Origin of the sequence: Crenobacter oryzisoli (assembly GCF_030385785.1) — a bacterium.
GTDB lineage: Bacteria > Pseudomonadota > Gammaproteobacteria > Burkholderiales > Chromobacteriaceae > Crenobacter_A > Crenobacter_A oryzisoli.
Window position 1 is genome coordinate 17,819 of the sequence record NZ_JAUEDK010000041.1, and the last position, 20,331, is coordinate 38,149.

Consider the following 20,331-nt stretch of genomic DNA (forward strand, 5'->3'; position numbering starts at 1 on the left):
CTAGTCGAGGGCGCTCCTTGACTGGCGTTTTAGCGCCATGCCGACCGATGCCGGCGCGGTCGGCACGAAGCCGAACTGCGCGTACAAGGCGTGTGCCGGACCGTCGGCGATCAGGCTGACGTAGCCGGTTTCCGGCACGTTGGCGGTGATCCAGTCGACTAGTGCCGCAACGATGCGCTTGCCCAGTCCCTTGCCCTGATGGGTCGGGTCGACCGCGATGTCGACCACCTGGTAGAAGCAACCATTATCGCCGATCAACCGGCCCATGCCGACCACCTGGCCCTGCCACTCGAGGCGCACGCCGAACAGCGTGTTGGGCAGGCCGCGCGCGGCGGCTTCGGCGCTTTTGGCCGACAGGCCGGTAGCGACACGTAGGCGACGGTAATCGTCGACGGCGGGGGCTGCCGGGATCAATACATAGTCGTCGTGCATGGTAGGCTCCGATAGAGGATTCGGCCAACATTGCCATAAAAAACGCCCGCCGAGGTGGCGGGCGTTTTGCTCGAGCTTTACCGGGCGGATCAGATGCCGCGCAGCAGTTCGTTGATGCTGGTCTTGGCGCGGGTCTTGGCATCGACCTTCTTCACGATCACCGCGCAGTACAGGCTGTACTTGCCGTCGGCCGACGGCAGGTTGCCCGACACCACCACCGAGCCCGGCGGGATGCGACCGTAGCTGATTTCGCCGGTTTCGCGGTCGTAGATCTTGGTGGACTGGCCGATGTACACGCCCATCGAGATCACCGAGCCTTCGCCGACGATCACGCCTTCGACCACTTCCGAGCGTGCGCCGATGAAGCAGTTATCTTCGATGATGGTCGGGTTGGCCTGCAGCGGCTCGAGCACGCCGCCGATGCCGACACCGCCCGACAGGTGCACGTTCTTGCCGATCTGGGCGCAGCTGCCCACGGTGGCCCAGGTGTCAACCATGGTGCCTTCATCGACGTAGGCGCCGATGTTGACGTATGACGGCATCAGCACGGTGTTCTTGGCGACGAAGGAGCCCTTGCGCGCCACGGCGCCCGGCACCACGCGGAAGCCGGCGGCCTGGAACTGTTCCTGGTTCCAGTCGGCGAACTTGGTGTCGACCTTGTCGAAGTAGCGGTTCACGCCGTCATCGCTGACGCCGTTGTCGCGGATGCGGAACGACAAGAGCACGGCCTTCTTCAGCCACTGGTGGGTGATCCACTCGCCGTCGATCTTCTCGGCGACGCGCAGGCGGCCGGTGTCGAGCTCGGCGATCACGCTGTCGACGGCGGTCTTGATCTCGGCCGAGACGGTGGCCGGGGTGATGTCGGCGCGTTGCTCGAACGCGGTCTCGATCAGGCTCTGGTACTGATGCATGGTGTTGTCCTTGGGATGGGTGGAACGGGTATCGGTTGATTGTTGGACGTTATTCTACCGCAGTGCGGCGAGCCGTTTGGCGGCTTCGACGCAATCGGCGAGCGGCGCGACCAGCGCCAGGCGCACGTAGCCGGCGCCCGGGTTGACGCCATGCGCATCGCGGGCGAGGAAGCTGCCCGGCAGCACCGTCACATTCGCTTCGGCGAAGGCGCGGCGCGCATAGGCCTGGTCGTCGCCACCGGGCACGCGGACCCACAGGTAGAACGAGGCGTCCGGCTCGGCGAACTCGAACACCGGCGCGAGGAGGGGCATCACCGCGGCGAACTTCTCTGCATACTGGCGACGGTTGTCCTCGACATGCGCCTCGTCGCGCCAGGCGGCAGCGCTGGCGGCCTGCACCGTCGGGTTCATCGCGCAGCCGTGGTAGGTGCGGTAGAGCAGGAAGTGCTTCAGTAGCGCGGCGTCGCCGGCGACGAAGCCGGAGCGCAGGCCGGGCACGTTGGAGCGCTTGGACAGGCTGGTGAACATCACCAGCCGCTCGAAGCCGCGTCCGAGCTTCACTGCCGCCTCGAGACCACCGAGCGGGGCTTGGCCGAAGTGAATCTCCGAGTAGCATTCGTCCGAGGCGATGGTGAAGCCGTAGCGGTCCGACAGCTCGAACAGCGCCTGCCAGTCGGCGAGCGACATCACTGCGCCGGTCGGGTTGCCCGGGCTGCAGACGAACACGAGCTGGGTGCGTTGCCATACCGTCTCGGGCACCGCGGTCCAGTCGGGCTGGAAGCGGTTCTCGGCCAGGCAGTTGACATAGTAGGGCTCGGCGCCGGCCAAGAGGGCCGCACCTTCGTAGATCTGGTAGAACGGGTTCGGTGAGATTACCACCGGGCGCTCGCCGCTGCGGCTCGGGTCGATCAGCGCCTGCGTGAACGCGAACAGCGCTTCGCGGCTGCCGTTCACCGGCAGGATTTCGCTGTCGGGGTTGGTCGACACGCCGTAGCGGCGCTCGAGCCAGTGGGCGCAGGCGGCGCGCAGCTCGGCGCTGCCCAGCGTGCTAGGATACGCGGCTAGGCCGGCCAGCGAGTGGGTCAGCGCCTCGGTCACCACGGTCGGGGTGGCGTGTTTCGGTTCGCCGATCTGCAGTGCGATCGGTTTCAGGTCTGCCGGCGGGGTGACGCCGGCAAGCAGGGCGCGCAGCCGTTCGAACGGATAGGGCTGCAGTTGGGTCAGATGCGGGTTCACGGCACAGGTACTCCGGCTAGGTCGCGATCGCGACATTTCTCGTCGCAAATCAAGCTAAAACCGCTAATAGTAAGAAACTGAGATGTCTCCTGTAAAACATAAACTCTTCGCGATGCTGTGCGTGCTGACCAGCGCGATGGTCTGGGGCTTTATCTGGTACCCGTTCCGCGCGATGCACGAGATGGGTATCAGCAACTTCGCCACCTCGATGCTGGTGTACCTGGGCGCGGCGGCGGCCGGGCTGACGCTGTTCTACAAGGTGTTCCGCGACGAATTCCGCTTCCAGCCGGTGCTGATCCCGCTGACGATCGCGTTCGGCTGGTGCAACTTCAGCTACACCTGGTCGGTGACCGAGGGCGAGGTGATGCGGGTGCTGCTGTTGTTCTACCTGTCGCCGCTGTGGGCGGTGTTCTTTTCGTGGGTGCTGCTGAAGGAGAGGCTGACCCGCACTGGCTGGGGCGTGGTGGCCCTGTCGCTGGTCGGCTGCGCGGTGATCCTGTACAAGCCCGGCGCGATCGGCAACGACGCGCCGCTGTCGCACGGCTACGAGTGGCTGGCGCTGTCCGGCGGCTTTGCGTTCGCGTTCGGCAATGTGCTGTCACGCCGCGCCAAGACGCTGCCGGTGGCGGCCAAGAGTGCCTGCATCTGGTTCGGCGTTGCCAGCATGGGCTTCATCGGCTTGGTCAGCCGCGGGCAGCTTGGCGAGGTGGCCGCGATGCCGGCGGTTGGCTGGGCGCTGGTGGTGGCGATGGCGATGTCGCTGTTCGCCACCAGCGTGGTGTCGCAGTACGGCCTGACCATCCTGCCGGCGACGCAGGCGATGACGCTGATGCTGATGGAGCTGGTGTTCGCCGCGCTATCGGCTTATCTGTTGGCCGGCGAAGTGATGAAGCCGAACGAGTGGCTGGGTGGGGCGCTGATCGTCGGCGCCAGCCTGATGTCGGGCAAGATGACACACAAACCTGCCGCCGCGCAGACCCCGGCGGCGGAGCCGTCGGCATGAAGCCCTGCTCGAAACCGCGTAAGACGGCCTGACCGGCCGGGCGAGACAACGGGACCCGATCGGGTCCCGCTTTGTTATCAGTAGTGCGGCGGGATTTCGTCGCGCAGCGAGCCGGAGCCGCCGTCGCTGTCGGGCTGGTTGGCGCGGAACTGCTGATAGAGCACGCGCAGCTGCTGTTGCAGCAGGTCGATCTGCTGTTGCTGGCGGGCGACGGTCAGATTCAGTGCGTCGAGCAGGTCGTCCTGCAGCGCGACCTTGCTTTCGAGTTCGATCAGACGGGCTTCCATGGGCATCTCCGGTAGGGGCCGCAATGGAATCGGCCAGAAATAACGAGAAGGGCTCCGGCATGCGGAACCCTGTGAATTTTACGCGATGGCGGGCCTGACAGCACCATATGGCCACGAACCATAGAAAAAAGCGGCAAGAGTGGCTACCTTGGACGGGGCTGTTGAGTCGAACGGGCTATTCGACACGTCTGTCATAATGACTGCTTGCTTACGAGAGCCCGAAATGAGCCCACGCCGCCCCCTCGACAGTCTTGCCGCCCTGCGCCTGTTCCGGTTGATCGCCGAGCAGGGCAGTTTCAGCCGTGCCGCCGAGCGGCTGGAGCTTAGCTCCGGGGCCGCCAGCAAGCAGATCAGCGCGTTGGAGGAGTCGCTCGGCGTGCGGCTGCTGCAGCGTTCCACCCGCCGGCTCAGCCTGACCGAGGCCGGGCGGCTCTATTACCGCCACTGTGTGAAGGCGCTCGACGAGCTGGAGCTGGCCGAGCAGGCGCTGCAGGCCTTGGGCGACACGCCGCGTGGCCGGCTGCGCATGGCGGTGCCGATCGCGTTCGGCCAACTGTTCCTGCAACAGCACCTGCCGGCGTTCCTGCGTGCCTACCCGGAGGTGTCGCTCGACCTGGTACTGTCCGATCACTATGTCGACCTGGTCGAGGACGGCTTCGACCTGGCGTTGCGCATCAGCAGCGGCCTGCCCGACTCGCGGCTGGTGGCGCGCACCATCGGTCCGCTCGGTCGCGCGCTGGTGGCGAGCCCCGGCTACCTCGCCGGTGCCGGGCCGCTCGAACACCCGAGCGATCTGGGCCAACACGTGGCGCTGATCCATACCTTGAGTGGCAGTTATGCTGAGTGGACCTTCCGTCGCGGTGGCGAAGAGGTGCGGGTGCCGGTGCGCGGGCGGCTGTCGGTGAACAGCAGCATGTTGCTGCGCACCAGCCTGCTCGACGGCATCGGTCTGACGCTGACGCCGACGCTGGCGGTTCAGGACCTGCTCGCCGACGGTAGGCTGGTCGAGGTGCTGCCGGACTGGGTGCCGCAGGGGCTGAAGCTGTTCGCGCTGTTGCCATCCAACCGCGCCGTGGCGCCGAAGAGCGCGGCGTTTATCGAATTTCTGGCCGGGCTGGATCTGCCCTGATTGTTGCCGTGGCGGAAGGGGCGTTCTTCCGCCGCCCGGCTTATTCCGGGCGCTGCAGCGCCCGATACTGGTCGCGTCATCTGAATGAGGAGTCGCGCCATGTCATCCGTCGTCTTGTCCCGCGCCGGCCACAGCCCGCTGGCGCTGCTGATCGGCACCGGCAGCCTGCTCGGCGCCGGCCTGCTGGTGGTCAAGCTCGCGACCTCGGTCGGCGTCGCGCCACTCGGCTACGCCTTCTGGTCCTCGTTGCTCGCCGGCGCCCTGCTGTTGTCGATTGGCCGGCTTCCGACCGGCCGTGGCCGCGAGCTGGCCCGCTACAGCGTGCTGATGGGTGGCCTGAGCCTGCTGCCCAACTGCCTGACCTATCTGGCGATCCCCCACCTGGGCACCGGTTATGCCGCGCTGCTCTACACGCTGCCGACGCTGTTCACCTGGCTGATGGCGCTGGCGATAGGCTGGGAGAAACTGAGTGGGCCGCGCGCGCTGGCGGTCGGGCTGGGGGTGGCCGGTGCGGTGCTGGTGTTGTCGCCGCGGCTGCGGTTGGCGGCGCCGGCCGAGTTCGGCTGGCTGTTGGTAGCGCTTGGCTCACCGCTGTTCCTGGCGCTGTGCAACCTGTTGCGGAAACGCTACCTGCCCAAGGGCATCGACAACGCGATGCTGGCGGGAAGCCAGCTCTTGGCCGGGGCGCTGACCCTGTTGCCGTGGCTGTTGTTCAGCGGCGGCCTGGTCGTGCCGGTAGCTGGGATGCGCTGGCTGGCGCTGCAGGTGGGGCTGTCGGTGGTGGCTAGCCTGCTGTATTTCCAGCTGCAGAAGCTGTCGAGCCCGGTGTTCCTCAGTCAGCTCGGCTACGTGATCATGCTCAGCGGGCTGGCCGGCGGTGCGCTGCTGTTCGGCGACTGGCCGGCGCTGGCGACGCTGCTGGGCGTGCCGCTGCTGTATCTGGGCGCACGGCTCTTGGCGCGCGGCTAGTATCCCGACACCCCAACGACCACGCCGCCGGCCCGGGCGGGCACGGCGGGGCGTGGTGCGTGGCGGCGCGACGGCTCATGCGGCGATGTCTTCCAGGCTGAACTGCTCGCTCTGGTCGTTGTACGAGAAGATCTCGGCGTAGCGCCCCCAGCTGATCACCGTGTCGAGGGTTTCTTCCTCGGCGCTCTCGCTCAGGTACTTTTCCAGGCGGTCCTGGAAGTAGCTGCGCGGTACGTTCTGTCCTTGGTGCTGGTGCAGGGCGTCGACGATCACCCGCGCCAGCGGCACGTGGTTCAGCAGGTGCGCGGCGAATAGCTGCTTGCGTTCCTGGGTGTCGTATTCGGCGAACTGGCGGCCGGCCGGGGTCAGCGTGATGTCGCCCTCGCTCATGTCGGCGAACTGCAGGTGGTGCAGCACCTCGGCCACCGGGAACAGGTCATCGACTTCCAGATGCAGGGTGCGCGCGATCTCCGGCAGGTCGGCCTTGCCGTTGTACGGTTCGGCCAGCAGCGTTTCGGCCAGGCCCGCCAGCAGGTTGGTCGATACCGGCGGCAGCGCGGTGCCTTCCTCCAGCGACGGCTTCGGCGCTGCGGTCGGTACCGGGCGGGCGGTCATGCGCGCGTAGATATCGTCGACCAGTTGGCGGAACGCCGGGTCGAGGCGGTTGCGCGGGTGCGGGAACGGCACCTTGATCTCGGCGATCAGGCGGCCCGGCTTGGACGACAGCAGCACGATGCGGTCGCACATGAACACCGCCTCCTCGATGTTGTGGGTGACGATCAGCACCGACTTGATCGGCAGCTTGCCGTCGGTCCACAGGTCCAGGAGGTCGGTGCGCAGCGTCTCGGCGGTCAGCACGTCGAGCGCAGAGAATGGCTCGTCCATCAACAGCAGTGTCGGGTCGACCACCAGCGCGCGGGCGAAACCGACGCGCTGGCGCATGCCGCCGGACAGCTCGCGCGGGTAGGCGTTTTCGAAGCCGTCCAGGCCGATCAGGTCGATCGCCGCCAGCGCGCGGCGGCGGCGTTCGTCGGCGGGGATGCCGAGCGCCTCAAGGCCGGCCTCGACGTTCTCCAGCACGGTCAGCCACGGGAACAGCGCGAAGGTCTGGAACACCATCGCCACGCCCTTGGCAGGCCCATCGACCGGCGTGCCGCAGTAGTCGACCTCGCCGCCGGTAGGGCGGATCAGGCCGGCGATGATGCGCAGCAGCGTCGACTTGCCGGAGCCGGAGCGGCCCAGCAGGCCGACGATTTCGCCCTCGCGCAGCGACACGTTCACGCCGTCCAGCACCAGCAACTCTTCCTGCTGCTTGTCGAAGCCGCAGCGCACGTTGCGTACGGACAGGATTTCGCGGTGGTTGTTCATGTCTTGGATCCTTAACTCTCAGTGCAGGCGCAGGCGGTTTTCGGCGTAGGCGTACATCGGGCGCCACAGCAGCCGGTTGAACAGCACCACGAACAGCGACATCACGGTGATGCCGAGGATGATATGGGGGAAGTCACCGGCGGCGGTGGTCTGCGCGATATAGGCACCCAGACCGTGCGCGTCGACGTGGGTCTTGCCCCAGGACACCGCCTCCGAGACGATGCTGGCGTTCCAGGCGCCGCCCGACGCGGTGATCGCGCCGGTGACGTAGTAGGGGAAGATGCCCGGCAGCATCACCTTCTTCCACCACTGCCAGCCGCGGATGTGGAAGTTGGCCGCCACCTCGCGGAAGTCGTTCGGGTAGGCGGTGGTACCGGCGATCACGTTGAACAGGATGTACCACTGCGTGCCGAGCACGATCAGCGGGCTCAGCCAGATGTCCGGGTTGGCGTTAAATCGTACGATGCCGATCACGAAGATCGGGAACAACAGGTTGGCCGGGAAGGCGGCGAGGAACTGCGCCAAGGGCTGGATCTTTTCGGCCAGTTTCGGACGCAGCCCGATCATCACGCCCAGCGGCACCCAGACCACCGAGGCGAGCAGGATCAGCAGCAGCACGCGCAACAGCGTGAGCAGGCCCAGCAGGAGCACGTGGCCGACCTCGGCGAGCGTCACTGTGCTGCTGGCGTAGCTGATCACCCGCCACATCAGGTAGGCGGTGCCGGCCACGACCAGCGCGTTCCACAGCCAGTCGACCCCGTTGGTGGAGACCTTGCTCTCGAACGGCAGCGCCAGCGAGCGGCGCTCCAGGCGCAGCGGGTGACGGGTCACCGCCAGTACGAAGGCGGTGAGTGGCGCCAACAGCTGCTGCAACAGGCGGGTGCGGCGCACCAGGTCCAACAGCCACGACTGGGGCGCCGACTGCGAGGCGGTGTCCTCGAGGCGGAACTTGTCGGCCCACGCCACCAGCGGGCGGAACAGCAGCTGGTCGTAGGCGAGGATCACCAGGGTCATGCCGACGATCACCCAGCCGATCGCGGACAGGTTCTGATGCGTGATCGCCTCGGCCAGATACGAGCCCATGCCCGGCAGCGTGACGGTGTTGTTGCCGACGGTGATCGCCTCGGACGCCACCACGAAGAACCAGCCGCCGGACATGCTCATCATCATGTTCCAGATCAGGCCTGGCAGCGCGAATGGCACCTCGAGCTTCCAGAATTTCTGCCAGCCGGTCAGGTGGAAGCTGCGCGACACTTCGCCCAGGTCGTGCGGCACGGTGCGCATCGACTGGTAGAAGCTGAACGCCATGTTCCACGCCTGGCTGGTGAAGATCGCGAAGACCGCCGCGCACTCGGCGCCGAGCACCCGGCCCGGGAACAGCGCGAGGAAGAAGGTCACGGTGAACGAGATGTAGCCGAGCACCGGCACCGACTGCAGGATGTCCAGCATCGGGACCAGCACCTTTTCGGCGCGCCGGCTCTTGGCGGCCAGCGTGCCGTAGCTGAGCGCGAACACGATCGAGGCGATCATCGCCGCCAGCATGCGCAGCGTGGTGCGCATCGCGTACTCGGGCAGGTTCAGCGGGTCGAGCGAGATCGGTTCGGCTTTCAGCGCCGACAGCGGTGCCATCGTTTGGTGGTATTCGGTGCTGATCAGCGCGATCGTGCACAGGATCAGCGGGAAGGCGATCACGTCCCAGCGGTTCGGGGTGAGGCGTCGTGCCGAGTCGTGAATGAACGGGGGCAGGGCAATTCTCATCAGGTTGTCCGACGCGGGTGCCCGGGTAGGGCGGGTTGTTCTGTAAGGTGGCGTATGGACGCCAGCCTAACGTAGCGGTTTGACGAGCGGATGACGCTCGCTCATGACGGCCGGGATGATAGCGGTATCCAGGTAAAAAAGCCGTCAAGAAATGTTACGCAATTTTACGCCGCGCCGCCGCGCAGCGCTTTGATACTGTAGATGTCGAAGCGGGTGCTCTTGCCGATCTGCTCGCCGCTCGGCTTCACTCCCTCGATCGGCGCGCCGAGGCGCGGCCGTTTCACCACCACCCGGGTCTTCGCCGCCGCTATCGCCGCTTCGAGCAGCGCCGCGCTGTCGAGGTCGTCGCCGACCACCGCCTGGAAGGCAGTCATGTCCTTCTTCACGGCAGCGCTCTTGCCGGTGTCCGGGAACATCGGGTCGACGAACACCACGTCGGGCCGGTCGGCTTCGGCCAGGGTCGAGAGCCAGCGGATCGCATCGGCGTGCACCAGTGTCATCCGCGCGGCGATGTCCATCGTGTCCGGGTGGCCGGCAGCGCGGTCGAGCGCGTCGGCGACCAGCGCCGCCGCCACCGGCGAGCGCTCGACCAGCGTGACGGCGCAGCCGAGCGTCGCCAGCACGAAGGCGTCGCGGCCGAGGCCGGCAGTGGCGTCGACCACGCGTGGCAGTGTGTCGGCGCCCTTCAGACCGATCGCCTTCGCGACCGGCTGGCCACGCCCGCCACCCTGCTCGCGGCGATGCTTGGCGGCGCCGGCGACGAACTCGGCGTACACCGCACCCTGCTTGCCGGTGGTGACGAGCTCCAGCCGCTCCGGCCCCAGTTCCAGCCAGTAACCGTCGCTCGGGCGGCGGGTGATAAGCGGCAGTGCAAAGCGTTCGGCCAATTGTTGTGCGGTGTGGTGGCGCGCCGGTTCGGCGCAGTAGAGCGGTGTGGTCATCGGGAGCTTCCGGTTGCGTTGCCGCGACGATACGGCAGGACGGGCGGTGCGACAACCGCCGGCGCGCTCGACGCGGCGCTTGCATTTGGCATAAAACGTTGCGATGCGCATTCCTTACGCCCTACCGGCCCTCGTCGCCGGCCTCGTCCTGCCGTTCTACCTCGCCGAGCTGCCCGACTGGCGCTGGCCGCTCTGTGCCGCTCTCGCCCTGTGGCTGGCTGGCCGGCTGCTGCCGGGCTGGCGCGGCGTGTTCGGGGTCGCACTGTTGTCGCTGCTCGGCGTTGCCTGGACGAGCTGGCGTGCCGAGCAGGTCGAGCAGCTGTCACCCGCGTGGGAGGGCAAGCCGGTCGCCGTCGTCGCAGTGGTGCGCGATCTGCCCGACCCGGGCGAATTCGGCACCCGCTTGCGCGTCGAAGTCGAGCAGGTATTGACCCCGGGCGCGACGCTGCCGCGCTCCTGGCTGCTGACCGACTATCGCAACGAGGACTGGCCGCCCGGCAGCCGCTGGCGGCTGACTTTGGCGCCGAAGCAGCCGACCGGGCCGGCCAACCGCTTCGGCTTCGACGCCGAGGCGTGGTACTGGTCGGAGGGCATCGGCGCGACCGCGTCGGTGCGCAAGGGCCGGATCGCCGACGGCGAGGTCGACGACGCGCGCGCCCGTCTCGACCGCATCCGATCCACCTTGCTCGAGCGCATCGACGCGGCGGTCGCCGAGCCGCGCGCCGCAGCGTTGCTTGGCGCGTTGACCGTCGGTGCACAGGGGCGGATTGCCGCCGCCGACTGGCAGGCGTTCCGCCTGCTCGGCCTGACGCATCTCGTCAGCATCTCCGGACTGCACGTCACGCTGTTCGCCGGCCTGGTCGCCGCATTGTTGCGTCTGGTGCTGCGCTGGCGCCCGCCGCGCCGCATTGCGCCACGGCTCGTGGTCGCGCTGGGCGGCCTAGCAGCAGCGCTGGGCTATGCGCTGCTCGCCGGCTGGTCGGTACCGACACAGCGCACCTTCTATATGTTGGCCTGCGCGGTGCTGATGCTGTTGTTGCGCCGCTCGCTCGGCCCGTTCCGCATCTGGTGGAGCGCGCTCGCGCTGGTGCTGCTCGCCGATCCGTTCGCGGTGCTGGCGCCGGGGGTGTGGCTGTCGTTCGGTCTGGTCGTGGCGCTGATGGCGGTCGGCGTCGGCCGGCGCCGCCGTGCCGGCCGCTGGCAGGAGGCCTTGCTCGGCCAGTGGGCGGTGCTGGTGATGTCGCTGCTGCCGCTCGCGCTGTTCTTCAACGGCGTGCCGCTGGTGTCACCGTTCGCCAACGCGGTGGCGATTCCGTACGTGTCGTCGCTGCTGACGCCGCTCGCGCTCTTCGCGGTGTTCATCCCGTGGGATGGGCCGTTGCGGCTGGCCGGCTGGCTGGCCGACGGTTTCTACTGGGCGGTCGATCTCGCCGCACCGTATGCGCCGATGTGGTCGCAGCCGGGCGTGCCGTGGCCGGTGGCGGCGCTGGCGTTCGTGGGCTCCTTGTGGCTGATCGCGCCACGCGGAGTGCCCGGCCGGCTCGCCGGCGCACTGCTCTTGCTGCCGCTGCTGCTGTACCGTCCGCCCCCGCCGGCACCGGGCACGCTGCGCGCGACGCTGATCGACGTCGGCCAAGGGCTGTCGGTGCTGGTCGAAACCGCGAACCATACGCTGCTATACGACACTGGGGCGGGCGACGCTGGCCGCACCGTGCTGCCGCAGCTGACCGGGCTTGGGGTGAAGCGGCTCGATGTGCTGCTGCTGTCCCACCACGACAATGACCACGACGGCGGCGGCGAGAGCCTCCTGGCCGCCATGCCGGTCGACACGCTGCTCGCCGGCCAGCCGGAAAGCCTGCCCGATGCCCAGCCAGCCGCGCAGGCCTGTCTGTCGAACCAGAGCTGGGCGTGGGACGGCGTGCGCTTCGACATGCTTGCGCCCGACGAGGGCGTGTCGATAACGGAAGACAACGCCGCCAGCTGTGTGTTGCGCATCGCTACGCAGCGACAGGCGTTGCTGCTGCCGGGCGACTTGCCGGGACAGCAGGAGCAGGCCCTGGCCGAACGCTATGGCAAGGCGCTGCGAAGCAGCGTGCTGGTTGCATCGCACCATGGCAGCCGCTACTCGTCGGGCGCCGACTGGCTGGCGACGGTCGCGCCGCGCGAGGTGGTGTTCAGTGCCGGTTACCGTAACCGCTACCGTCATCCGCATCCGGACACGCTGGCGCGGGTCGCCGGCAGCGGCGCGCGCGCGTGGCGTACCGATACGCAGGGAATGTTGACGCTGGAGATGGGCGAGACGTTGACGCTGAAGGGCTGGCGCGAGCAGGCGCCGCGTTTCTGGCGGCGCCGGCCCGTGGTGTCGGATGAGGCTGAGACGGTGGAGTAGGGCGGCCGCAGCCGGGACAAGGGGAAGCTCAGGCGTGGCTGGCCAGCTGGCCGTACAGCGCCTCGAACTCCTGGGTCAGCTTGTGGCGCGGGTCGAACCACGGCAGCGGGCTGGCTGCCTCGTGCGACTCGCGGATGCGCACCGAGCTCGACAGCGCCGCGTCGAACACCGGCAGGCCGTCGGCCTTCAGCTCGGCCACCAGCCGCACCGGCAGGCTGGCGCGCGGCTGGAACTGGTTGACCACGATGCCTTCGACCTGCAGTGCCGGGTTGTGGTCGGCGCGGATCTCGGCGACGTTGTCGATCAAGCCGTACAGCGCCTGGCGGGAGAACGCGTCGCAGTCGAACGGGATCAGGCAGCGGCTGGCGGCGATCAGCGCCGAGCGGGTGTAGAAGTTCAGTGCCGGTGGGGTGTCGATCCAGATCTCATCGTAGTCGGCGGCCAGGGTATCGAGCGCCTCTCGCAGTTTGAACATCTTGTAGCGTGACTCGAGCTTGGTCATCAGCTCGGCCAGCTCCGGGTGCGAGGCGATCAGGTGCAGGCCGGCGAACGGCGTCTCGGTGACGAAGGCCTGCGGCGGCTGGCCGTACAGACTGATCGCCAGCATCTCGTTGAACAGCCCGGCCGCGTGCACGGTCGGTACGGTACCGCCGAGCAGGTAATGGCTGCTGTTGCCCTGCGGGTCGAGGTCGAGCAGCAGCACGCGACGGCCCTGGCGCGCCGCGACCGCTGCGAGGTTGACGGTGATGGTGGTCTTGCCGACCCCGCCCTTCTGGTTGAATACCACCCGACGGATCGCGTGCATAACTTCCCCTTGTTGTCGAAGCGGCCGGCGGCAAGCGGCGCGGCTTAGATGCCTTGGCTGCCGCAGACGAACAGCATCTGCTGGTAACTCGCCGAGTTCTGCACCACCGGTGCCGGTTTTATCTGATCGGCATTATAAGTGAAGCTGGCGATCGGCCGGTTCCCTTCGTCGTACAACGTCATCGACGACAGGCGATAGGTGTGGCTCTGGCAGTCGATCTGCCACTGGTTGATCGAGTACTTGTGCACCGGCGTCGACAGGAAGTTTTCCTTCTTCGGGTTGAAGATGGTCTTCTTGTCGCGGAAGCTCACCAGATTACCCTGGTGCTTGATCGACAGCTTGTCGATCTCGTTGAGGATGTTGCCGTTGGGCGACACGCCGAGGTTCTGCCAGTCGGCGTTGGCGTCGACCGGCGCCTTGCTCGGGCGGGTAGGGAGGGTGGTCTTGGTAGTGGGGCCGGTGGCGCAGCCGGCCAGCACGCCGGCGACGAGCGCCAGCGCGAGGTAACGCTTGGACATGAAAACCTCCTGATCAATCGCGCCCAGTGTCGCACAGCGCACGCGCGGCGCAAACCGCCCGCCGGCATCGACGCTTTTGCCACAGGTATGCCTGATGCATAGCGCCTTGGTGGGCGGCTGTTTCGGCTCGATCAGTTAGGCCAGCGGGCGGCCATGACGGCACCCCGACGCGGCAAGCGCCGCCCCATGCCGTACAATGGCGGCCTCTTTGCGAATGTGGTTCCGATGCAGGACGCGCTCACTCTCCTTAATACCGTATTCGGTTACCCGGCGTTTCGTGGCCGCCAGGCCGACATCGTCGACCGGGTCGCGAACGGCGGCAACGCGCTGGTGCTGATGCCCACCGGCGGCGGCAAATCGCTGTGCTTCCAGATTCCGGCGCTGCTGCGCGACGGCGTCGCCATCGTGGTGTCGCCGCTGATCGCGCTGATGCAGGACCAGGTCGCCACGCTGGTCGAGCTCGGCGTCGACGCCGCCTGCCTGAATTCGGCCACCGGCCCGGACGAGGCGCGCGACATCGCCCGCCGCGCCCGCCTAGGCGAGCTCGACCTCTTGTACGTCGCGCCGGAACGGCTCTTGACGCCGCGCTTCCTCGATTTCCTCGACGACGTGCCGCTCTCGCTGTTCGCGATCGACGAGGCGCACTGCGTCAGCCAGTGGGGCCACGACTTCCGCCCCGAGTACCAGCAGCTCGGCCTGTTGGCCGACCGCTGGCCGACGGTGCCGCGCATCGCGCTGACCGCCACCGCCGACGCGCAGACCCGCGAAGACATGCTGCACTACCTGAAGCTGCAGGACGCCGAGCAGTTCGTCACCAGTTTCGACAGGCCCAACCTGTTCTATCAGGTGGTGGAGAAGCACAACGCCAAGAAGCAGCTGCTCGGCTACATCCAGAACGAGCACGCCGGCTCGTCCGGCATCGTCTACTGCCTGTCGCGCAAGCGCGTCGAAGACACCGCCGCCTGGCTGTGCGAGAACGGCATCAACGCGCTCGCCTACCATGCCGGCATGAGCCACGAGGCGCGCGACGCCAACCAGCGCCAGTTCCTGCGCGAGGACGGCGTGGTGATGTGTGCCACCGTCGCGTTCGGTATGGGCATCGACAAGCCGGACGTACGCTTCGTTGCCCACCTCGACATGCCGAAGAGCCCGGAGAACTTCTATCAAGAATCGGGCCGTGCCGGTCGCGACGGCCTGCCGGCCAGCAGCTGGCTGTGTTATGGCTTGAACGATCTGGTGCTGCTGAAACAGATGATCGTTGCCGGCGAGATGGCCGAGCTGCAGAAACAGGTCGAGATCGGCAAGCTCGACGCGATGCTGGCGTTCTGCGAGACCGCCAGCTGCCGCCGCCAGCAGATCCTGTCGCACTTCGGCGAAACGATTCAGCCCTGCGGCCACTGCGACAACTGTCTGGCGCCGCCGATCACCTTCGACGCGACGCTGCCGGTGCAGAAACTGTTGTCCTGCATCTACCGGGTCGGCCAGCGCTTTGCTGCCAGCCACGTGATCGACGTGCTGCGCGGCAAGGAGTCGGCGTTGGCCGAACAGTGCGGCCACACAAGGCTCTCGACCTTTGGCATCGGCAAGGAGTACAGCGAGCGCGCCTGGCGCGCGATGGTGCGCCAGCTGGTGGCGCAGAAGCTGCTCGACGTCGACCTGACGTGCGGCCAGTCGCTGGTGCTTACCGACGCCAGCCGGCCGGTGCTGAAAGGCCAGCAGCAGGTGTTCCTGCGACCGCTCGCTGACGACAAGGCGCCGCGCGTCGCCAGCAGCGATCGCTGGCTGCGTACCGAGCGCGAGGAGCGGCTGTGGCAGGCGCTGCGCCGCTGGCGCAAGGAACGCGCCGACGAGCACAATGTGCCGGCGTACGCGGTGTTCTCCGACCGCACGCTCCGTGACCTGATCGAGAAGCGCCCGGGGAGCCTGGCGGAACTCGGCAAGGTACACGGCGTCGGCGAACTCAAGCTGGCGCGCTACGGTGCGGCGCTGCTCGAGCTATTCGCCGAGGTCGACGTCGCCTGACGCGTTTGGCCAACCTGTTGTCGGACAAATCCCGCTACAATCGTCCCGGTCCAGAGTCGCTCCGCAAGCCCGGTCTCGCGCTCTCAGTGAGGCCTGCCGGTGGGCCGGGCGGGTTTGCTCAGCGGCTCTACCAGTTCAAGCTCCGAGGAGAAGCACTACATGGCAGTCAATCTCAGCGTGAAAACCGCCGACCAGTTGGCCCCGGTGGCCGGCGTCGACCTGTTCGTCGCCGAAGCCGGCATCAAGACCCCCGGCCGCAAGGACGTGCTGGTGGTTCATCTCGACAAGGGCAATACCGTCGCCGGCGTGTTCACCCTGAACCGCTTCTGCGCCGCTCCGGTGCAGCTGTGCAAGGAATATCTCGCCAATAACGCGCAGATCCGCGCGCTGGTGGTCAACACCGGCAACGCCAACGCCGGCACCGGCGAGCAGGGCCGCGAGCGTGCCCGCGCCGTGTGTGCTTCCGTCGCCGCCGAGCTCGGCTGCGAACCGCACCAGGTGCTGCCGTTCTCCACTGGCGTGATCCTCGAGCCGCTGCCGGTCGACAAGATCATTGCCGCCTTGCCCAAGCGCCGCGCCAGCAGCTGGGCCGAGGCCGCCGAGGCGATCATGACCACCGACACCCTGCCGAAGGCCGCCAGCCGCGTGCTCGACATCGACGGCCACAAGGTGACGCTGACCGGCATCGCCAAGGGCTCGGGCATGATCCACCCGAACATGGCCACCATGCTCGGCTTCGTCGCCACCGACGCGCCGATCATCCGCCCGCTGCTCGAACAGCTGGTCAAGGAAGTCGCCGACCCGTCGTTCAACAGTATCACTGTCGACGGCGACACCTCGACCAACGACAGCTTCATCCTGATTTCCACCGGCAAGAGCACGCTGCCGCTGGTCGACTCGGCCAGCCAGCCGGCCTACGCCCAGCTTAAGGCTGCGCTCACCGACATCGCCACCGAACTCGCCCAGGCGATCATCCGCGATGGCGAGGGCGCCACCAAGTTCATCACCGTCAAGGTCGAGGGCGGCCGCTCGGTCGCCGAGTGCAAGGCCGTCGCTTACGCGATCGCCAAGTCGCCGCTGGTGAAGACCGCCTTCTTCGCGTCCGACCCCAACCTCGGCCGCCTCTTGTGCGCGATCGGCTATGCCGGCGTCAACGACCTTGACGTCGATCGCCTGGAGCTCTACCTCGACGACGTGCTGGTCGCCGTCGACGGAGGTCGCAACCCGGCTTACAAGGAAGAGGACGGTCAGCGCGTGATGAACCAGGCCGAGATCACCGTGCGCGCGGTGCTCAACCGCGGTGCCGCCAGCGCCACCGTGTGGACCTGCGACTTCTCGTACGACTACGTGAAGATCAACGCCGACTACCGCAGCTGAGTTTTGCAGGGATATAAAGAAACAGGCCGGGCATCGCCCGGCCTGTTTTGTTTGTACCGTCAGATCCAGTTCGCGCGCTTGAACCGCCACCACAACAGCACGTCGAGCAACAACATCACCACGATGGCCACCGGATAGCCGTAGTCCAATTGCAGCTCGGGCATGTCCTTGAAGTTCATCCCGTACACGCCGGCGATCAGCGTCGGCGCTGCGAACAGCGCGCCGTAAGCGGCGAACTTCTTGGTGATCGTTGAATCGTCGAGCGAGACCAGCGACAGATTTACCTGGATCGCAGTGTTCAGCATGTCGCGGATTGCCTCTACATGCTTCACCACCCGCTCGAGGTGGTCGTAGATATCACGGTAGTACTCGTGCAGACCCACGCACACCTGCGGCACCCGGCCGCCGAGCAGCTTGCCGACCGCGTCCTCCAATGGCGAGATGCTGTGTTGTACCAGCATCAGCTTGCGCTTCAGCTCGTACAACGCCTCGATGTTGTTGCGCGACGAGCTGCCCTTGGTGAACATCCTCTCCTCTATCGCATCCAGCTCCTGCTCCAGCGCGGTGATCACCGGGAAATAGCGGTCAACCACCGCGTCCATCAGTGCGTACAGTACGAAGCCTGCGCCGAAACGCAGCAGCTGCGGCTCGCGTTCGCAGCGGGCGCGAACACCCAGGAAGCCCAGATCGCTGCGACTGCGGATCGACAGCACATAGTTGGCGCCGACGAACACGGCTACCTCGCCGGTCCGCACCTGACCCGACGGGTCGAGCTCCAGCAGGTGCAGCACCACGAACAGCATCTCGCCGTATTCCTCTATCTTCGCCAACTGGTGGCCCCGGAGGGCGTCTTCCACCGCCAGCTCGTGCAGGCCGAACTCCTCGCTCATCGCTTCCAGTTCGCTCGGCTCGGGGTCCTTCAGCGCGACCCAGACGAAACAGTCCGGGCGGACGAGATAGTCGCGGATCGCCGTCTGCGTAATGTCCGCCAGTTTCTTGCCGTCCTGATAGGCGGCGCAATTGATCAACATACGGAATCCTCTCGCGAGCGTACCGTTTGCAGGTTCAGCATAGGCCAGACGGTAGACGCTGATGGGTATGGGTGGGGGCGCGAGATGACCGATTTATTATTATTTATAGATAATTTGTTTTAAATCAGTGGATTAACGTGCAATTTTTTAAAATTGCCAGAAAAATCAAATTTTTTGGTGAAAAAGCGTTGACGCCATCAGGGTCTGAGCGTATATTTCGCCTCCTCTGCTGCTGACCCAGCAACGCCACGAAGCGACGCCGTCAGCAACAACCGCTCTTTAACAGCACGAACAACCGATAGGTGTGAGAGCCTGGATTGATCAGGAGCTCATGCCGCAAGATTGAAGAACTCGTTTCTTTGAGCTTGCAGCCAAGTACGAAATTAGCGAAAGATTGAACTGAAGAGTTTGATCCTGGCTCAGATTGAACGCTGGCGGAATGCTTTACACATGCAAGTCGAACGGCAGCACGGACTTCGGTCTGGTGGCGAGTGGCGAACGGGTGAGTAACGCATCGGAACGTACCGAGTAATGGGGGATAACGCACCGAAAGGTGTGCTAATACCGCATACGCCCTGAGGGGGAAAGTGGGGGATCTTAGGACCTCACGTTATTCGAGCGGCCGATGTCTGATTAGCTAGTTGGTGAGGTAAAGGCTCACCAAGGCGACGATCAGTAGCGGGTCTGAGAGGATGATCCGCCACACTGGGACTGAGACACGGCCCAGACTCCTACGGGAGGCAGCAGTGGGGAATTTTGGACAATGGGCGAAAGCCTGATCCAGCCATTCCGCGTGTCTGAAGAAGGCCTTCGGGTTGTAAAGGACTTTTGTCAGGGAGCAAATCCTAGTGGCTAATATCCACTGGGGATGAGAGTACCTGAAGAATAAGCACCGGCTAACTACGTGCCAGCAGCCGCGGTAATACGTAGGGTGCAAGCGTTAATCGGAATTACTGGGCGTAAAGCGTGCGCAGGCGGCTTGTTAAGCCAGATGTGAAAGCCCCGGGCTCAACCTGGGAATTGCGTTTGGAACTGGCAAGCTAGAGTACGTCAGAGGGGGGTGGAATTCCACGTGTAGCAGTGAAATGCGTAGAGATGTGGAGGAACACCGATGGCGAAGGCAGCCCCCTGGGATGATACTGACGCTCATGCACGAAAGCGTGGGGAGCAAACAGGATTAGATACCCTGGTAGTCCACGCCCTAAACGATGTCGACTAGTTGTCGGGGGTTGAAATCCCTGGTAACGCAGCTAACGCGTGAAGTCGACCGCCTGGGGAGTACGGCCGCAAGGTTAAAACTCAAAGGAATTGACGGGGGCCCGCACAAGCGGTGGATGATGTGGATTAATTCGATGCAACGCGAAGAACCTTACCTAGCCTTGACATGCTCGGAACCTCGCAGAGACGTGAGGGTGCCCGAAAGGGAGCCGAGACACAGGTGCTGCATGGCTGTCGTCAGCTCGTGTCGTGAGATGTTGGGTTAAGTCCCGCAACGAGCGCAACCCTTGTCGTTAGTTGCCATCATTAAGTTGGGCACTTTAACGAGACTGCCGGTGACAAACCGGAGGAAGGTGGGGATGACGTCAAGTCCTCATGGCCCTTATGGCTAGGGCTTCACACGTCATACAATGGTCGGTACAGAGGGTCGCCAACCCGCGAGGGGGAGCTAATCTCATAAAACCGATCGTAGTCCGGATTGCAGGCTGCAACTCGCCTGCATGAAGTCGGAATCGCTAGTAATCGCAGGTCAGCATACTGCGGTGAATACGTTCCCGGGCCTTGTACACACCGCCCGTCACACCATGGGAGTGGGGGATACCAGAAGTGGGTAGGGTAACCGTAAGGAGCCCGCTTACCACGGTATGCTTCATGACTGGGGTGAAGTCGTAACAAGGTAGCCGTAGGGGAACCTGCGGCTGGATCACCTCCTTTCTAGAGAAAAAGCCCTGCATGGGTTCAGGTTCTCACAGCCTATCGGTTGTTCAGCGGTTCAAGAGTAGCGAGACAACTGGGTTTGTAGCTCAGCTGGTTAGAGCACCGTCTTGATAAGGCGGGGGTCGTTGGTTCGAGTCCAACCAGACCCACCAGTTCTAGTTGGGGGCATAGCTCAGTTGGGAGAGCACCTGCTTTGCAAGCAGGGGGTCGTCGGTTCGAT

The 20,331-nt window shown here is 65.5% G+C and carries 16 protein-coding genes, 1 tRNA gene and 1 rRNA gene; 8 read left to right on the forward strand and 10 right to left on the reverse strand.

All coding sequences use genetic code 11. The features are described from left to right. From QU481_RS17950 to dapC, 3 genes are all read right to left on the reverse strand, one after another. Window positions 1–432 carry a GNAT family N-acetyltransferase gene (locus QU481_RS17950; RefSeq protein WP_289831395.1) on the reverse strand — a complete coding sequence of 144 codons (432 nt, stop codon included), beginning with the start codon at window positions 430–432 and terminating at the stop codon, window positions 1–3. Window positions 433–521: 89 nt separating this feature from the next. Then, window positions 522–1,343 (reverse strand): 2,3,4,5-tetrahydropyridine-2,6-dicarboxylate N-succinyltransferase, encoded by an 822-nt coding sequence (dapD, locus tag QU481_RS17955; protein WP_289831396.1) that lies wholly within the window; start codon window positions 1,341–1,343, stop codon window positions 522–524. 54 nt (window positions 1,344–1,397) lie between these two features. Continuing rightward, window positions 1,398–2,579, reverse strand: a complete 1,182-nt coding sequence (dapC, locus tag QU481_RS17960; RefSeq protein WP_289831397.1) for a succinyldiaminopimelate transaminase — start codon at window positions 2,577–2,579, stop codon at window positions 1,398–1,400. 82 nt (window positions 2,580–2,661) lie between these two features. On the opposite strand from dapC, the gene QU481_RS17965 reads away from it, so the two are divergent. Beyond that, complete coding sequence (locus QU481_RS17965; protein WP_289831398.1) at window positions 2,662–3,582, forward strand: DMT family transporter; 921 nt, start codon at window positions 2,662–2,664, stop codon at window positions 3,580–3,582. A 77-nt stretch (window positions 3,583–3,659) separates the two neighbouring features. On the opposite strand, the gene QU481_RS17970 is transcribed toward QU481_RS17965, so the two are convergent. Further along, window positions 3,660–3,869 (reverse strand): SlyX family protein, encoded by a 210-nt coding sequence (locus QU481_RS17970; protein WP_289831399.1) that lies wholly within the window; start codon window positions 3,867–3,869, stop codon window positions 3,660–3,662. A 223-nt stretch (window positions 3,870–4,092) separates the two neighbouring features. Here QU481_RS17970 and QU481_RS17975 point away from each other — a divergent pair, with 223 nt between their 5' ends. Next, window positions 4,093–4,998, forward strand: coding sequence for a LysR family transcriptional regulator (locus tag QU481_RS17975; RefSeq protein WP_289831400.1), 906 nt, complete (start codon window positions 4,093–4,095; stop codon window positions 4,996–4,998). Between the two features lie 99 nt (window positions 4,999–5,097). Then, complete coding sequence (locus QU481_RS17980) at window positions 5,098–5,967, forward strand: DMT family transporter (RefSeq protein WP_289831401.1); 870 nt, start codon at window positions 5,098–5,100, stop codon at window positions 5,965–5,967. Window positions 5,968–6,042: 75 nt separating this feature from the next. Here QU481_RS17980 and QU481_RS17985 read toward each other — a convergent pair whose 3' ends face one another. From QU481_RS17985 to QU481_RS17995, 3 genes are all read right to left on the reverse strand, one after another. Further along, the gene (locus QU481_RS17985) at window positions 6,043–7,335 is read right to left on the reverse strand and encodes an ABC transporter ATP-binding protein (protein ID WP_289831402.1); all 1,293 of its coding nucleotides are present in this window, start codon (window positions 7,333–7,335) and stop codon (window positions 6,043–6,045) included. Between the two features lie 18 nt (window positions 7,336–7,353). Beyond that, a complete protein-coding gene (locus tag QU481_RS17990) occupies window positions 7,354–9,093 on the reverse strand; it encodes an ABC transporter permease (RefSeq protein WP_289831403.1) in 1,740 nt (579 codons plus the stop codon). Window positions 9,094–9,257: 164 nt separating this feature from the next. After that, a complete protein-coding gene (locus QU481_RS17995) occupies window positions 9,258–10,034 on the reverse strand; it encodes a class I SAM-dependent methyltransferase (RefSeq protein WP_289831404.1) in 777 nt (258 codons plus the stop codon). A 103-nt stretch (window positions 10,035–10,137) separates the two neighbouring features. Between QU481_RS17995 and QU481_RS18000 the strand changes: the two genes are divergently transcribed. Continuing rightward, window positions 10,138–12,423 (forward strand): DNA internalization-related competence protein ComEC/Rec2, encoded by a 2,286-nt coding sequence (locus QU481_RS18000; protein ID WP_289831405.1) that lies wholly within the window; start codon window positions 10,138–10,140, stop codon window positions 12,421–12,423. Window positions 12,424–12,451: 28 nt separating this feature from the next. On the opposite strand, the gene QU481_RS18005 is transcribed toward QU481_RS18000, so the two are convergent. Continuing rightward, complete coding sequence (locus tag QU481_RS18005) at window positions 12,452–13,228, reverse strand: ParA family protein (protein WP_289831406.1); 777 nt, start codon at window positions 13,226–13,228, stop codon at window positions 12,452–12,454. A gap of 44 nt (window positions 13,229–13,272) precedes the next feature. Continuing rightward, window positions 13,273–13,746, reverse strand: a complete 474-nt coding sequence (locus tag QU481_RS18010; protein ID WP_289831407.1) for a surface-adhesin E family protein — start codon at window positions 13,744–13,746, stop codon at window positions 13,273–13,275. 225 nt (window positions 13,747–13,971) lie between these two features. Between QU481_RS18010 and recQ the strand changes: the two genes are divergently transcribed. Beyond that, the gene (gene recQ / locus QU481_RS18015; RefSeq protein ID WP_289831410.1) at window positions 13,972–15,768 is read left to right on the forward strand and encodes a DNA helicase RecQ; all 1,797 of its coding nucleotides are present in this window, start codon (window positions 13,972–13,974) and stop codon (window positions 15,766–15,768) included. Between the two features lie 159 nt (window positions 15,769–15,927). Beyond that, entirely contained in the window at window positions 15,928–17,145 is a 1,218-nt protein-coding gene (gene argJ / locus QU481_RS18020; protein WP_289831408.1) for a bifunctional glutamate N-acetyltransferase/amino-acid acetyltransferase ArgJ, read from the forward strand. Window positions 17,146–17,204: 59 nt separating this feature from the next. Here argJ and corA read toward each other — a convergent pair whose 3' ends face one another. Then, complete coding sequence (corA, locus tag QU481_RS18025) at window positions 17,205–18,176, reverse strand: magnesium/cobalt transporter CorA (RefSeq protein ID WP_289831409.1); 972 nt, start codon at window positions 18,174–18,176, stop codon at window positions 17,205–17,207. Between the two features lie 396 nt (window positions 18,177–18,572). On the opposite strand from corA, the gene QU481_RS18030 reads away from it, so the two are divergent. Next, window positions 18,573–20,108, forward strand: a 16S ribosomal RNA gene (locus QU481_RS18030). Between the two features lie 78 nt (window positions 20,109–20,186). Beyond that, window positions 20,187–20,263 (forward strand) — tRNA-Ile (locus QU481_RS18035). Window positions 20,264–20,331 lie beyond the last annotated feature (68 nt).

Bases quoted from the DNA above. Each gene is read 5' to 3' on its own strand.
- QU481_RS17950 (WP_289831395.1), bottom strand. From the start codon at position 432: ATGCACGACGACTATGTATTGATCCCGGCAGCCCCCGCCGTCGACGAT.
- dapD (WP_289831396.1), bottom strand. From the start codon at position 1,343: ATGCATCAGTACCAGAGCCTGATCGAGACCGCGTTCGAGCAACGCGCC.
- QU481_RS17965 (WP_289831398.1), top strand. From the start codon at position 2,662: ATGTCTCCTGTAAAACATAAACTCTTCGCGATGCTGTGCGTGCTGACC.
- QU481_RS17970 (WP_289831399.1), bottom strand. From the start codon at position 3,869: ATGGAAGCCCGTCTGATCGAACTCGAAAGCAAGGTCGCGCTGCAGGAC.
- QU481_RS17975 (WP_289831400.1), top strand. From the start codon at position 4,093: ATGAGCCCACGCCGCCCCCTCGACAGTCTTGCCGCCCTGCGCCTGTTC.
- QU481_RS17980 (WP_289831401.1), top strand. From the start codon at position 5,098: ATGTCATCCGTCGTCTTGTCCCGCGCCGGCCACAGCCCGCTGGCGCTG.
- QU481_RS17985 (WP_289831402.1), bottom strand. From the start codon at position 7,335: ATGAACAACCACCGCGAAATCCTGTCCGTACGCAACGTGCGCTGCGGC.
- QU481_RS17990 (WP_289831403.1), bottom strand. From the start codon at position 9,093: ATGAGAATTGCCCTGCCCCCGTTCATTCACGACTCGGCACGACGCCTC.
- QU481_RS17995 (WP_289831404.1), bottom strand. From the start codon at position 10,034: ATGACCACACCGCTCTACTGCGCCGAACCGGCGCGCCACCACACCGCA.
- QU481_RS18000 (WP_289831405.1), top strand. From the start codon at position 10,138: ATGCGCATTCCTTACGCCCTACCGGCCCTCGTCGCCGGCCTCGTCCTG.
- QU481_RS18005 (WP_289831406.1), bottom strand. From the start codon at position 13,228: ATGCACGCGATCCGTCGGGTGGTATTCAACCAGAAGGGCGGGGTCGGC.
- QU481_RS18010 (WP_289831407.1), bottom strand. From the start codon at position 13,746: ATGTCCAAGCGTTACCTCGCGCTGGCGCTCGTCGCCGGCGTGCTGGCC.
- recQ (WP_289831410.1), top strand. From the start codon at position 13,972: ATGCAGGACGCGCTCACTCTCCTTAATACCGTATTCGGTTACCCGGCG.
- argJ (WP_289831408.1), top strand. From the start codon at position 15,928: ATGGCAGTCAATCTCAGCGTGAAAACCGCCGACCAGTTGGCCCCGGTG.
- corA (WP_289831409.1), bottom strand. From the start codon at position 18,176: ATGTTGATCAATTGCGCCGCCTATCAGGACGGCAAGAAACTGGCGGAC.